Genomic DNA, 12,710 nt, shown 5'->3' on the forward strand with positions numbered 1-12,710 from the left:
CATAGATGGCGGGTGCCTGCGTTGCCACAACTCCTCGGAACCGTATTCTCGAGAGGTCACCTTCGGGCAGCCGGATACGTCTCATGCCAGTGGACTCCCTGATACCGCTGAGTACATCGAACATGTACGTGAATCTGCTTGTTTCAGAAGGCCGTGGCCGCCGTCTGGATGAGCCTAATGCCAAGGCGCACACCTCCAAGTCGGAGTTTCTTGGTCAAGTTGCCTGTTCGGATGTCCAGCGTCACCGGCACAGGCAAAAAATCAGCGCGGGCCGGGACTTCGTTAGGAGCCACGAGGCCGGGCTGCTGAAGCACCTTGAGGATGCCTGAGTTGTCGCCTCGAATACGACGACATCATCGCCTTGCGAGGTCTTCTTGTCTGGGACGCACTGCCTGGCCACAACCGCATGGGTGTGACGACTCGTCCCTCCTGCACGTCCAACAAGCGGCGGCTGCAATATAGCACTTGAGTTGTAGAACACCTGAGTTGCATGATGGCCTTGATGTGGAAGGTTAACGTGGGACTAGTTGAGCCGTGGCTGTTAGCTCTTGACCAAGACTCGTATGAGCAGATTGTCGCTGCATTAGAGCTTCTCGCCGAGCGCTGACCTCAACTTGGTCGGCCGCTGGTCGACACGGTGGTTCGTTCACGGCATAAGAACATGAAGGAACTGCGGCCGGGATCGAGCGGGCGGTCGGAACTGCGAATCCTGTTTGCCTTTGATCCAGAGCGGCGGGCTATCCTGCTTGTCGCGGGGGACAAAGCGGGCAACTGGAGCAAGTGGTACACGACGAACATTCCGGTTGCGGATGACCTGTTCGATGATCATCTGAGGATCCTGAAAGGAGAGGCATAGTGGCGAAGTCCATGGAAGAACTACTGGCCAAGCGTCCGGTGGACCGGGCAGCTGTGAATGCCCACAAGAAGCGGATGCTCGATGAGGTCCGGGCCTACCGGCTTCGGGAGCTCCGCGAGGCATCTGACCTGACGCAGGTCGAGCTGGCTGGGCGCCTGCATGTCGGCCAGAACCGGGTCTCCCGCATCGAGCACGGTGACATTGATCGTGCCCAAGTCGACACCTTGCGGAAATACGTCGAGGCGCTCGGCGGCCGGCTTCGTGTCGAGGTGGAGCTAGGCGACGAACGAATCCAGATCGCCTGACGATACGACTCGAGCGATCCGCGACGGCAGTCGTCTTGCCCGTACAGCGAGATCTAACAGGTGGGAAAAAGGGGTGTGCACAATGTGCACACCCTGGGCCTCGGACTAGGCCGTACATGCGTCGGATCGGGCCGGATTCCGCTTGTTTCCGCGGGAGCCCAATATTTGCAAGGGTGGGAATGCAGTTCGAGTCCCACCTCGGGCACGCATAACCCCTCGACAGAGGATTTTTGCTTTAATGTGTGGACATTGACCCTCCGCGGGTCCCTCTGACACTGGCCGCGGACTGTGCCTGGCGCCGCGGCTGCCTGTTCGGTTGTGTGGGTGTGGCGGGGTTAGGGTCTTGGCTGGTGGCCCTCCGCTGGCTGGAATGTAGAGTATGTGCCGTCCTTTCTGGCTGTACCGCTGGCCAGGTGTGGCCTGTCACTCGTTCATGGCCAAGAGTTGTGGTGACGACATGACGAAGCCGAATTTTCTTCGAAGATCTTCCTCGGATGGATGCTGTCTGCGAACCAGGCAGAGTGCGCTCATCGCGTCTTTGTCCGGCCAAAGGGGGTGTGCACATTGTGCACACGTTTGTGCACAGGCGGCCTTTCGACCTACATTTTGATCCCTTCCTCATGGTTCTGCCTTCACTACTTCATGCAGTTCTCTGTTTCAGGCGACATGACTTTGCGGCCTGGACCGTCGGTTTTCGTGGGACGTTCCTGTCAACGGGCACCTCTCATGGCGTGTCTGTGACCGGCGCACGATCCGTAGACAGAGTGCAGGTGTGTGGGATCCGGACTCTTCTTCCGGGGGCGGTCCGGGTTTGGTTGAACCGTAAGACCCGGGTGGACAAGCGCCTATCGTTTCCTCCCATGGACATGGCACCGCTACGAAGGACGTCTCGAGCAGACTTGCGGTAGACGAGGCGGCTCCCGCGCTTCTCAGAGACGGGCCGTCACCGACGATCATTCCGTTGAACACAGCGACGATTACATTGGCGGCACTGGCGTCGTGGACGAGGTAGTCGGCCGCTGGGGGCACCGGGTGTGTCTGTCAGATTTGTGCGTCGTTCTGGTAGCGGAGTCACCGCTGGGTTTGAGGGTCCGGAGTGCAAACTTGGGGAACCGGGAGCGATTCAAGGTTTCGTGGGGAAATAAGCGACGGAGGAGTGCCGAACGAAACTTTGAATCGTGAGCGGCGCGGAGCGCCCTGGTTGCGTGGAGGATCCGCCCAGCGATGATGGGGATCAGAATGACAGCGAAGTTGCTTCTGGTGGTTCTTGGAGGTGGGGGAGTGGGGCGGCATGACGCGCGGTTCGCGGGAAGGGCCGCCCATTTGTTCAAGGCGCTGCGGACCAATGGAGGGGCCTACGAGACGGGCCGGCGTAATCACTGGGGCTTCATCAACTACCCGATGCTGCCAAATGGCCTGCTTAGATACTTCAAGGACAGTGGCTGGGAGTTACTCAGGACCTGTGACCGATTCCCGTCGGGATCACCGATAAGTATCCTTCCGTCAGGTTGTTGGCAGAGCCAAGGGGCCGCAATTTGCGGGTAGCCCGACTATGCTGCGGCACCAGCAGAGATCGCCCTGAGTCTTGTCAGGCGTCGGTTGTTCTCCCTGGAAAGCGGTACCGGGTTACAAACGTGGGCGGCGCAGGCAGGGGGATATTGGAGGGATCCGCGCCGGGCCGTCGGCGTCGTAATTCCAGAGCGAGGGCTTCCTGCCCGCGGGCCATTGCCCAACGATGGTTTGCGGAGAAGGCGGGCCTGAGCAGCCAGCTCAGCCGACGCAGTAGCGGCTTCGACGCGCTGACCCGCCACTCATAGGTGACAACCGTTTCCGGCCCGTCCTGCTCGAAGGTCCAGCGTCCGGTGCCGTTGAGGTCACCGTGCGCGGAGATTGCGAATCCTTGTTCCGTAATGGGCTCGGTGACGGTGAGCCGCCACTTCAGGGTGTAGGGCAGCCAACCCTTGGTATGCAGGAAGAGCGCCTTTCCACTGCCATCCGGGTTGCCCGGATCCAGCGGCACAACAGTCAAATACACCGAGGGCCACCAGCGGGCCAGGGTTCCGGCATCACCCAGAATGTCCATAACCTCGTGCGGGGTCCCGGTCACGCGCCAGACGGTCAGAAATTCGTAGTCAATGCTGCTTTTGGAATTGCTGCCCATGGCTTCCTCCACGGCAAGGGATGGATAGTTGACCCAGAGTACTCAGGGCGCTGCACGTGGTCAACGATTCGGTTCCGCATGCTTTGGCGGGCCGTTTGCCGGCTGACCGCCTATTCGCCGGGCCTGTTCTGAGCCCCAGGCTCCGGGGAGCAAGCGCCACCAACATGAAGGCAGGTGCAGCCTCCTTTGCAGGCACCCGAGCAGACCTGCACTTCAAAATCACCCACTCAACCGACTAAGAAGAACCGCAACGCAAGATCGACCAGGACTTTCCCAAGGGAAGGTTGAGGCGGCCGGGTCAACAAAAGCCGGGGCAGTCCCGTCTTCGTTGCAAGCAGGCCAACGTCCACCATGGCCGCGGACGAGTTGACTGATGATGTACGAAGGGTTGCGGGGGTGTAGGTGGGCGAGGTGTTCGTGATGTAGAACGGTGTCGCCATCTTGCTACCCCCGCCCACTACTCGCCTAGAGGCACGGCTTCCGGGACGCGTCCAGGCTAAGGTGCTTCTTCATGCTGGCAATGTTCAATTGCTTGGCCGTAGCGCATTTCAGCGAACCGTACTGGATATTGATTACGGGCTTGCCCTTGTTGGCAAACGCCGAATAGGCGCCGCACTCGTTGTAGTCGAAACACTCCTCATTGACGGCCATATCGAAGTACGGCTCAAGGGCAGCTATCTGGTCAACGTCATTCTTGAGCGAGACGGCCAGGCCCCGCGCGTGGGTGATTTCCGCCAGCATCTTGTTGTACGCGAGCTGATGCGCCCCGGTCAGCGGGAACCCCGTGCCGTTGGTGTAACCATCCACGTTGTCCCAATCCGCAGCGTCAAAGCCCTTGGCCTTGCATACGTCCGCCCGTTTCTCCATGATCGGTTTCAGGACGGTTAGGTTCCGAACGTCCAGCCACTTCTCACCCGGCCAGCCGTCCAGGTTCTTGCCCTTTACCGAGGCCGGGAATGACGCAGCGTCGGATCGCCAGTCCTCCCAGCTGCCTGCCGACATGTAGCAGATCGACTTCGCGCCGCGTGATTTCAAGCTGGCAACGTGCGATGCCGTGGCGTCGAACCCGTCATAGACGTAAATGCCGACGCCGGCAACGTACGGGGGATTCGGCTTGCTCAACACCATTTGCCACTGCGTCGAGTGGTTGCCCGTAGGCTTCCACCACGCCGCCGCCGCTGGCGTTACTATTTCCGTCGCAGTGGGCGCCGGAAGGATTTGTGCCACCGTTGGGATCGGCTTTTGCGTAAAAGTTCCCACAGTGCATCCGGACAGAGCCAAGACAACGGCTCCCAGAACCGCCGCCATCCTAGCCTTGACAATCATTGCTTACCTCTCAGAGCTTGAAGATCTTGTTCGCGCCGGAATCCCACGCGATGGTGACGTCGCCGCCATTGGGCACAATCGGGAAGTTCATTCCCATGTCGATCCAGGCGATAAGTCTCGGAGCCGTGGCCGCGACGTCGCCGCCGCCAGCGACTGCCGAAGACTCGAAGACCAATACCGAGTGGTTCGAGGCGTTCGAGGCGACAGAGGAAAACACGACGTCGGCAGCATCCGCCACACCGCCGGTTACCGTCTTGGATGTTAGCGCACCGCTCGTCACATGCAGAACTTCCGAGGCGCCCGTCACGTCCGAAACGAACTTGTGGGCCGCGCTGAACGTGTAGGCCCGGACAAGGGCAATCTTGATGACCGCCGTATCCCGTCGGTGGTGTCGCCAAGAAATCCTTCCCGGTCCGGATCGAACAATGCACTCGCCATGATTGACTCCTAGGGAATTTAACGAAAAAGCCCCGAGCTGGGGGGTCGGGGGCTTTCTCGCGCTTTACGGCCGCCGGCATCAGCCGAACAATCTTCTTCGCGGGGCCCCAGGCTCATGTTCATAGGGTTCCGCAATGTCGCGGGCAAACGGTTTCCTCAAGGTTGCAGCTGCAGGCTATCGGTATCTGGCTGGGGAGTAAGCCCCCATGACTCGTTCCGGTCAGTACGCCGGGCAAGGCGGACTACATCCCAGACAGCTCTGGCCTTCTTTCTTAATCGAGCAGCCAGCACAGCAGCAGGAGCCCCACTACGCGATTTTTTCAGCAGAGCTAACTTGGAGCGTGCAATGGGGTGTGGCCGTCGTAGCTATCGCTGAAGGTCGATCTCGACTCCCGCCGCGGCGGCGTAGCCCTTGCTGCCGGAATAATGCAGCACACCCCTGCCGGCTACGGGGTCATAGTGCAGTTGCACCAAGCCGTTGGCTTCGACCGGCGCCGCGATGACGTCATGTCGCCCATCCTCGTCGTCGAGCTGCATCACCACAGTGCCGCCGTTTGGCGGCGGCGCTCCGGCTGGAGAGACGACCTGGATGAGCAAGAAACCCGGTGAGTGCTCGACCACTCGAAGTGACGTCGTCACGGCGGTGACTGCAGCCTGCGTGACACCCGAACCTGTTCGCGGTACGCAACCGTTAGCCGGGAACCAGTCGTCGAAAAGCCATCGAAGCGACCGTCCTGGACGGCACCACGACCAAGACATGGGCGGTACCTCCAGCACCAGCGAATTCGCCGACGCCGTCGCCAACCGCATCACCACCGTCACACACGCACAACCAAGCGATAACAAGCTGCTGGCACGAGTTCCGGCGCAGCCTGTCGTTACATGATTGGCGTGGAGGGCTGCCCCAATCAGATTTCTCGATGCTGTTGGGCTGGGCACGTCCTGCCTCGAGGGTAAGAACGTGTTCCCGTGTGGGTTGGAAGACCACCCGAAGGTTGAAGGTCAGCTTTCAGAGACCCAGCTCTAGTGCAGAGCCGGATGGCCGTGCAGTCTGTTTAAGCCCGGTCATGTGTGTGGCTGCCGAGTTGCTCAGGGGAGGGGTCAACCGATCCTGGCTTCTCCGACTTCCTAGCCGAAATGGGAGCGACAACAGCAACCGGATAGACCACCCTCGGAAACCCTGGGAAAAGTCACCCTTCGGTGCTGTGGGAGACGCTTATCTAACCCCTTAGCTATGCCCCCAGGAAGGGGAGGTAAGGGGATTCGAACCCATGCACAACGTTTTGTGAATGCTGGCGGCAGCGCGGCGGCATCGGGGCGAGGCAGGTTTGCCTACCCGCACAAATATCAGGAGAAGTTATTCAGTGCAGAGGTCAAGAGTTTTGCGGGTGAGCCGAGACGAAGGTGAAGGCCGGCTTTTGCCACTAGCTCTCCGTTGATGACTACCTCGGTGACGTCGGCTGCTGTTGCGGTCATGGGCAGTTGGCCGGGTGCTGATCCGGCGGTGCGGACCGAGGCGGAAGCGATGGCGACGAGGTCGCAGACAGCGCCGACCTGAACGGACGCAGGTGCAATGGGTGTAGCCATGGAGCTGGCGGCTCCTTCGGTTGCTGCGAGAAGCATTTCATCCGGGGAGAACCGTCCTCGTTTTCCAGAGTGAAGCCGCTCACCGTATTCCAGTGCGCGCATTTCCAGCCACGGGTCTATGACTGCGTGTTGGTCCGTTCCGAGCGCGATGCAAGCACCGGCGTCGGCCAAGGCCCGGGCAGGACCAATGCCGTCTGCCAGGTCGGCTTCTGTGGTGGGGCACATAACTATCGTTGCGGCTGCGTTCCCCAGCGCCGAAATGTCCTCCTCTGTGAGGTGAGTGCAATGAACTGCCGAGAGGCGGGGGCTGAGGAGTCCGTGTTGCGCCAAGAGCTCTGTGGGAGTCAAACCGTAAGCGTCAAGGCACGCCGCGTTCTCGGCGGGCTGTTCGCTCAAATGGATGTGCAGCGGTATGTCCGGCGGCAGTTTCTGGGCCACTATAGCGAGGTCTGCTTCAGGCACTCCTCGGACGGAGTGTAGTGCTGCGCCGACGTTGACCATGTCGCTGGGGAAGGTCTTGTTGATTTCCTTCCGCAGGGAGTCCAGCCTGTCGAGCCAGGTGTGGACGTCGGGGTCGCCAAAGCGGTTCTGTTCCGGTCCGAGGGGCAGACCGATCCCTCCGGCGAGGTAGAGAGTGTCAAGGAGGGTTAGCCTGATCCCTGCCGCTTGGGCAGCCCGGGCAAGGGCGAGTTCCATGGCGTGCCGTTGCGGATACGGGGCACCTCCGGGCTGGTGGTGCACGTAGTGGAACTCGGCCACGCTACTGAACCCGGCAACTACCATTTCCGTGAAGACAGCTGTTGCCAGCTGCTCGTACGCGTCGGGTGTCAGCTCGGAGGCGCTCCGGTACATGTGCTCCCGCCAGACCCAGAAGTCACCGCGGTCATGATGAGTGCGCCCGCGCAGGATTCGGTGGAAAGCGTGTGAGTGCGCGTTTGCCGCCGCCGGAAAGACCACTCCCTGCAGAACATGCGCATCGGATGCCGCCTCCACGCCGACGGTGATTTCGATGATCCTGCCTTCCGTGGTTCGAATTTCCACGCCCTCGGCCACTAGCGGTCTGTCTGTGCCGCTCACGAGTGCGGCCTCACACCAATAACGCTTCACAGCAGGCCTGCCAGAACGTTGGCGAGTGCGGTGGCGCCGGCGTCGGCGTCGGCGTCGGTTACATGTTCCTCTGGAGAGTGGGAGATCCCGCTGGGGTTGCGCACGAAAAGCATGGCAGAGGGCACGAACCCGGCCAGCACGCCGGCGTCATGGCCGGCACCGGTGGCAAGCATGGGTGCGTCCGGCAGCATCGCCCCGATGCGCCCGGTCAAGGACGCATCGAAGTGCACGGTGTTGCTGTACGATTCCTCGGTGAGCTTGACCGTGCACCCTTCTTCGGCAGCTACCCGCTGCGCTCGGCCATGGATTTCTTCCACCAGGTGTGCGGTGACCGCGTCGTTGGGGTGGCGGGCGTCCACCCACATGTCCACACGGGAGGCGATGACGTTTGTACCGCCCGGGACTGGAATCATGCGGCCAACGGTGGCACGTGCATCTGGTTGGCGCGCTGCGGCGTGACGGACGGCCATGATGATCTGGGCGGCTGCGACCATGGGGTCCGCTCGGTCTGACATCAGTGTGGTGCCGGCGTGGTTGCCCTGGCCGTAGATGCTCAGTTTCCAGCGGCCGTGCCCCAGGACCGAATTGCCAACCGCGATTCCCGGGCCGTTGGCCCCCAGGCCTATACCCTGTTCCACGTGCAGCTCCACAAAATCACCGATCCTTGCCAACGCATCTGGATCGGGGCCGACATGACGGGGGTCAAGGCCGTTGGAGCGCGCAACGTCTGCGAAGGTGTCCCCGTCACTGTCTCTCAGGCGAAGCGCCCTGTCCGCGTCGATGGACCCGGTGAGCAGCCGCGACCCCAGGCAGGCCACACCGAACCTTGATCCTTCCTCCTCGGGAAACACGGTGATCGCCAGGGACCGGGCGGGCTTGATACCGCGGGCCTTGAGGAGATCGACGGCAGCCAGGGCGGAGGCCACCCCGAGCGGCCCGTCATATGCCCCTCCTCCGGGCACGGAGTCCAGATGGCTGCCGGTCACGAGGGCTCCATCTTGCTGGGGCCCCCACCAGGCCCAGATGATGCCGTTGCGGTCTGTTTCAACATCCAGTCCCCGCCGCTGGGCCTGCTCTCTGAACCAGCTCCGCAGATCAAGTTCGGCAGTTGAGTAGACCGGCCGTGAGTAGCCCCCACGGACGGGGTCCTGCCCCACGTGGGTGAGTGAGCGCAACATCTGACTGACAGTTTCCAAAAGGAACCTCCAAGGTGAAGAACCAGCACTATGTCCTGGCGTAACCGACTGGGGCTGTTCCTTTGGAGGCAGCCCCGGGAAGAAAGCAACTGGCACCAAGCAGCGGCGATAAGATCACCGAACCCTGTGAGGGTTGATGCGATGCGCGCAGGCCTCCGAGATGCTGGCTCTCCCCTCGACGTATCCCGGGTGTGATTGCACAAAACCGGTAGAACACTTGTTAGTCCGTTTCCGGCCCGTTGCAGTAGGGGCAGTTCTCGGGACAACTGGATTGGTTGGCATCCGCGCGTGCAGGGACCCGCAGGAAAGCATGTGAATGCAGTTTACGAATTTCGGACCGGGAATCAGCGTGGCCCGGATATCGTGCGGATCGTGTTTTCACCTTTGCCGGGGTTCCAGAGAGAACCAGTCCTCGATGTGGAGACTGTGTGAGGTTTCGGTGCATATCTTTGTCCTCGTTTCGGTTAGAAGTGCCTAGTGGTGGGCTGAGACTCCAGGGTTGTCAGTGCGATGATCAAGCAACGGGAGCCCGCCAGCTGAAGGGTGAAAGTTTCGGGCTCCGGTGTGTTCGTTATTTCCAGAAGATGCCCTGCCGGAAGGTCGATTGGGGAAAAGCGCGTTGACGTCACTGCGGTCTCGGACTCAGGGCTGTATACGAGGGTTGTATCGGCAGAGGCCGAGAAGTCGCGGGGTTGCCCTTGCTCTGTCCACTCCCACCGAGGTGAGATGTGCGCTGGTGAGTAGATGAGGTTTATGTCTTTGACGGGACCGTTTAGCAGCTCGCACTGAACGTCGGAGCTACCATCGAAGCTCAGGGTTTGGAACGGGGCAAGCACCTCGTTCGAGCGGCCGCCCAGGTTTAAGCGCACACCGTTTCCTTGGATCACTGTGATGATTCGCTGCATGCCCACGAATCTCGAGAATGGTCCGTCGACACCAATGTCGGCAATGGACAGACGCCAGGTGTACTTTTCTCTGGGTCCGCCGCGGAGTAGTTCTGTGGTGTGCCCGCCACGGTTTTTCCACGGCATTCGGGCGTACTCCGTGGGCGCATAGCTGATTGCTTGGAACATTACTGGGCACTAACGGGGTAGCGATACGCCGAGAGAACCGCATTGCCACGCCAAAGTGCATCTCCTAACTAGTGGCTGACTCAATTTGTTTGGTTTCGTTCATGGGGATGCGGACGCCGCGCTCTTTGGCGACCTCGACGGCGCGGTGGTAGCCGGCGTCGGCATGGCGGATGACGCCCATGCCGGGGTCGTTGGTGAGGAGGCGTTCGAGCTTCTGGGCGGCGAGGTCGGTGCCGTCGGCGACGGACACCTGGCCGGCGTGGATGGAGCGGCCGATGCCCACGCCGCCGCCGTGGTGGAGGGAGACCCAGGTGGCGCCTGAGGCTGTGTTGAGCAGCGCGTTCAGCATGGGCCAGTCGGCGATCGCGTCGGAGCCGTCGGCCATGGCCTCGGTTTCGCGGTACGGGGACGCGACGGAGCCGGAGTCGAGGTGGTCGCGGCCGATCACGATGGGCGCCTTGACCTTGCCTTCCTTGACGAGCTGGTTGAACAGGAGGCCGGCCTTGGCGCGTTCGCCGTAGCCCAGCCAGCAGATCCGGGCGGGCAGGCCTTCGAACTCGACCCGTTCCTGGGCCGCGTCGATCCAGCGGTGCAGGTGCTTGTTTTCCGGGAAGAGGTCTTTTATGGCGGCGTCCGTGACGGCGATGTCCTCGGGGTCACCGGAGAGCGCGACCCAGCGGAAAGGGCCGAGGCCTTCGCAGAACAGCGGGCGGATGTAGGCCGGGACGAAGCCGGGGAATTCGAAGGCGCGGTTGTAGCCGCCCTTGCGGGCTTCGTCGCGGATGGAGTTGCCGTAGTCGAAGACCTCGGCGCCGGCGTCCTGGAACTCGACCATGGCCTGGACGTGCCTGGCCATGGAAGCCTGGGCCTTCTTGGTGAAGCCTTCGGGATCGGCGGCGGCCTCGCGGTGCCATTCCTCCACCGAGATGCCTTCGGGCAGGTAACTCAGCGGATCGTGGGCGGAGGTCTGGTCCGTGACGATGTCCACCGTGAGCTCGCCGGCGTTGTGGCGGCGCAGGATCTCCGGGAACACCTCGGCAGCATTGCCGACGTAACCCACCGACCAGCCGCGGCGTTCCTCCTTGGCCTTGAGGACCTTGGCGATGGCGGTGTCGAGATCGGTTTCCACTTCGTCCAGGTAGCGCTTGCCGGCCCGGCGGCGCAGGCGGGTCTCGTCGACGTCGACAATCAGGCACGCGCCCTCGTTCAGCGTGACGGCGAGCGGCTGTGCCCCGCCCATGCCGCCGCAGCCGCCGGTGAGGGTCAGGGTGCCGGCGAGGGTGCCGTTTTCGTCGCCGGTGAGCTTGCGGGCGATCGCGGCGAAGGTTTCGAAGGTGCCCTGCAGGATGCCCTGGGTGCCGATGTAGATCCAGGACCCGGCGGTCATCTGGCCGTACATCATCAGGCCCTCGGCCTCGAGCCGGCGGAATTCGGGCCAGTTGGCCCAGTCGCCCACGAGGTTGGAGTTGGCCAGGAGCACGCGCGGCGCCCATTCGTTGGTGCGGAAGACGCCCACGGGCTTGCCGGACTGGACCAGCAGGGTCTCGTCCTTCTCCATCGTTTCGAGGGTGCGGGTGATCGCGTCGAACGCGGCCCAGGACCGCACGGCGCGGCCGGTGCCGCCGTACACCACCAGGTCATCCGGGCGTTCGGCCACCTCGGGGTCCAGGTTGTTCATGAGCATGCGCAGCGGGGCTTCCGTCTGCCAGCTCTTGGCGGTGAGCTTGGTGCCGCGGGCTGCTTTGACCGGGCGGGCACCGGTGGTGAAATCGGCGGGTGCCATAAGGCTCTCCTTCGTGAGTTTGCAGTATTAGGGCTTGCTTGGTGTTTACCTTGCGGCGGCGGCGGGGCGGTGGCCTGCCTTCGCCAGCTGGATTTGCTCGTAAACGTGGTGGCGCAGTTCTGTGAAGCGCGGCAGGGACCGGGTGTTGAGCTGGTCGCGCTCCGCGGGGAGGTCGATGACCAGGTCCTCCTGAATGACCGTTGGTGAGGACGAGAGGATGATGACCCGCTCCCCGAGGTAGACGGATTCGTCAATGTCGTGGGTGACAAACAGGATGGTGACCCCGAGCTTCTTCCACACAGTGCGGATCAGATCCTCCAGGTCTGCACGGGTTTGCGCGTCAACGGCGGCGAACGGCTCGTCCATCAGCAGGACTTCGGGCTGGTAGGCAACGGCGCGGGCGATGGCAACGCGCTGCTGCATACCGCCGGATAGTTGCCAAGGGTAGGACATCGGAACGTGGGAAAGGCCCACAGCCTCAAGCGCTTCATCCACAAGCCTGTCGCGCTCAGCCTTCGGCACACGCTGATTCTTCAGCGGCAGTTCGACGTTTTCACGCACCCGCATCCACGGGAACAGGGAGCGGCCGTACTCCTGGAAGACCACGGCCATTTTCTTGGGCGGACCGGAAACCTCCACTCCATCCAGCAGCACCTGCCCCTCTGTCGGAGCCATCAACCCTGAGATGCATTTGAGGAGCGTTGTCTTGCCGGACCCGGACGGGCCCACCAGGCATGCAAGCTCTCCTGCGCGGAGATCGAAGGTCAGGTTCCGGACCGCTTCAATGGGTCCGCCGTCGGTTTGGTAGACCTTCTTCAGGCCACGGACCGAGAGCATGGCGTCATTGTTCTGCGGGGTTCCGCCGGTTGACACAGGGT

At 62.0% G+C, this 12,710-nt stretch carries 11 protein-coding genes; 2 read left to right on the forward strand and 9 right to left on the reverse strand.

Features of this window, described 5'->3' with window-relative positions:
* Positions 1 to 661 precede the first annotated feature (661 nt).
* The gene (locus J2808_RS22290; protein WP_397428085.1) at positions 662 to 856 is read left to right on the forward strand and encodes a type II toxin-antitoxin system RelE/ParE family toxin; all 195 of its coding nucleotides are present in this window, start codon (positions 662 to 664) and stop codon (positions 854 to 856) included.
* Positions 856 to 1,161, forward strand: coding sequence for a helix-turn-helix domain-containing protein (locus J2808_RS17990; RefSeq protein WP_309819385.1), 306 nt, complete (start codon positions 856 to 858; stop codon positions 1,159 to 1,161). The genes J2808_RS22290 and J2808_RS17990 overlap by 1 nt, the downstream gene beginning before the upstream one ends.
* Before the next feature lie 1,588 nt (positions 1,162 to 2,749).
* Here J2808_RS17990 and J2808_RS17995 read toward each other — a convergent pair.
* The 9 genes from J2808_RS17995 to J2808_RS18030 all read right to left on the reverse strand — a co-directional run bounded on the left by J2808_RS17995 (position 2,750) and on the right by J2808_RS18030 (position 12,669).
* Positions 2,750 to 3,322: an SRPBCC family protein gene (locus tag J2808_RS17995; protein ID WP_309819387.1), complete on the reverse strand. Its 573-nt coding sequence runs from the start codon at positions 3,320 to 3,322 to the stop codon at positions 2,750 to 2,752.
* Positions 3,323 to 3,787: 465 nt separating this feature from the next.
* A complete protein-coding gene (locus tag J2808_RS18000; RefSeq protein ID WP_309819389.1) occupies positions 3,788 to 4,648 on the reverse strand; it encodes an endo alpha-1,4 polygalactosaminidase in 861 nt (286 codons plus the stop codon).
* 10 nt (positions 4,649 to 4,658) lie between these two features.
* Positions 4,659 to 4,886, reverse strand: a complete 228-nt coding sequence (locus J2808_RS18005) for a hypothetical protein (protein WP_309819391.1) — start codon at positions 4,884 to 4,886, stop codon at positions 4,659 to 4,661.
* A 566-nt stretch (positions 4,887 to 5,452) separates the two neighbouring features.
* Positions 5,453 to 5,725 (reverse strand): hypothetical protein, encoded by a 273-nt coding sequence (locus tag J2808_RS18010; protein ID WP_309819393.1) that lies wholly within the window; start codon positions 5,723 to 5,725, stop codon positions 5,453 to 5,455.
* Positions 5,726 to 6,433: 708 nt separating this feature from the next.
* A complete protein-coding gene (locus J2808_RS18015) occupies positions 6,434 to 7,780 on the reverse strand; it encodes a formimidoylglutamate deiminase (protein WP_309819396.1) in 1,347 nt (448 codons plus the stop codon).
* Entirely contained in the window at positions 7,777 to 8,958 is a 1,182-nt protein-coding gene (locus tag J2808_RS18020; protein WP_309819397.1) for an allantoate amidohydrolase, read from the reverse strand. The genes J2808_RS18015 and J2808_RS18020 overlap by 4 nt, the downstream gene beginning before the upstream one ends.
* Positions 8,959 to 9,440: 482 nt before the next feature.
* On the reverse strand, positions 9,441 to 10,049 hold the full coding sequence (locus J2808_RS22295; RefSeq protein WP_397428086.1) for a HutD family protein: 609 nt from the start codon (positions 10,047 to 10,049) through the stop codon (positions 9,441 to 9,443).
* 64 nt (positions 10,050 to 10,113) lie between these two features.
* Positions 10,114 to 11,832, reverse strand: coding sequence for a urocanate hydratase (locus J2808_RS18025; protein ID WP_309819399.1), 1,719 nt, complete (start codon positions 11,830 to 11,832; stop codon positions 10,114 to 10,116).
* A 45-nt stretch (positions 11,833 to 11,877) separates the two neighbouring features.
* Complete coding sequence (locus J2808_RS18030; protein ID WP_309819742.1) at positions 11,878 to 12,669, reverse strand: ABC transporter ATP-binding protein; 792 nt, start codon at positions 12,667 to 12,669, stop codon at positions 11,878 to 11,880.
* Positions 12,670 to 12,710: the final 41 nt, after the last annotated feature.

Origin of the sequence: Pseudarthrobacter sulfonivorans, from assembly GCF_031454915.1 — a bacterium.
GTDB classification, from domain to species: domain Bacteria; phylum Actinomycetota; class Actinomycetes; order Actinomycetales; family Micrococcaceae; genus Arthrobacter; species Arthrobacter sulfonivorans_C.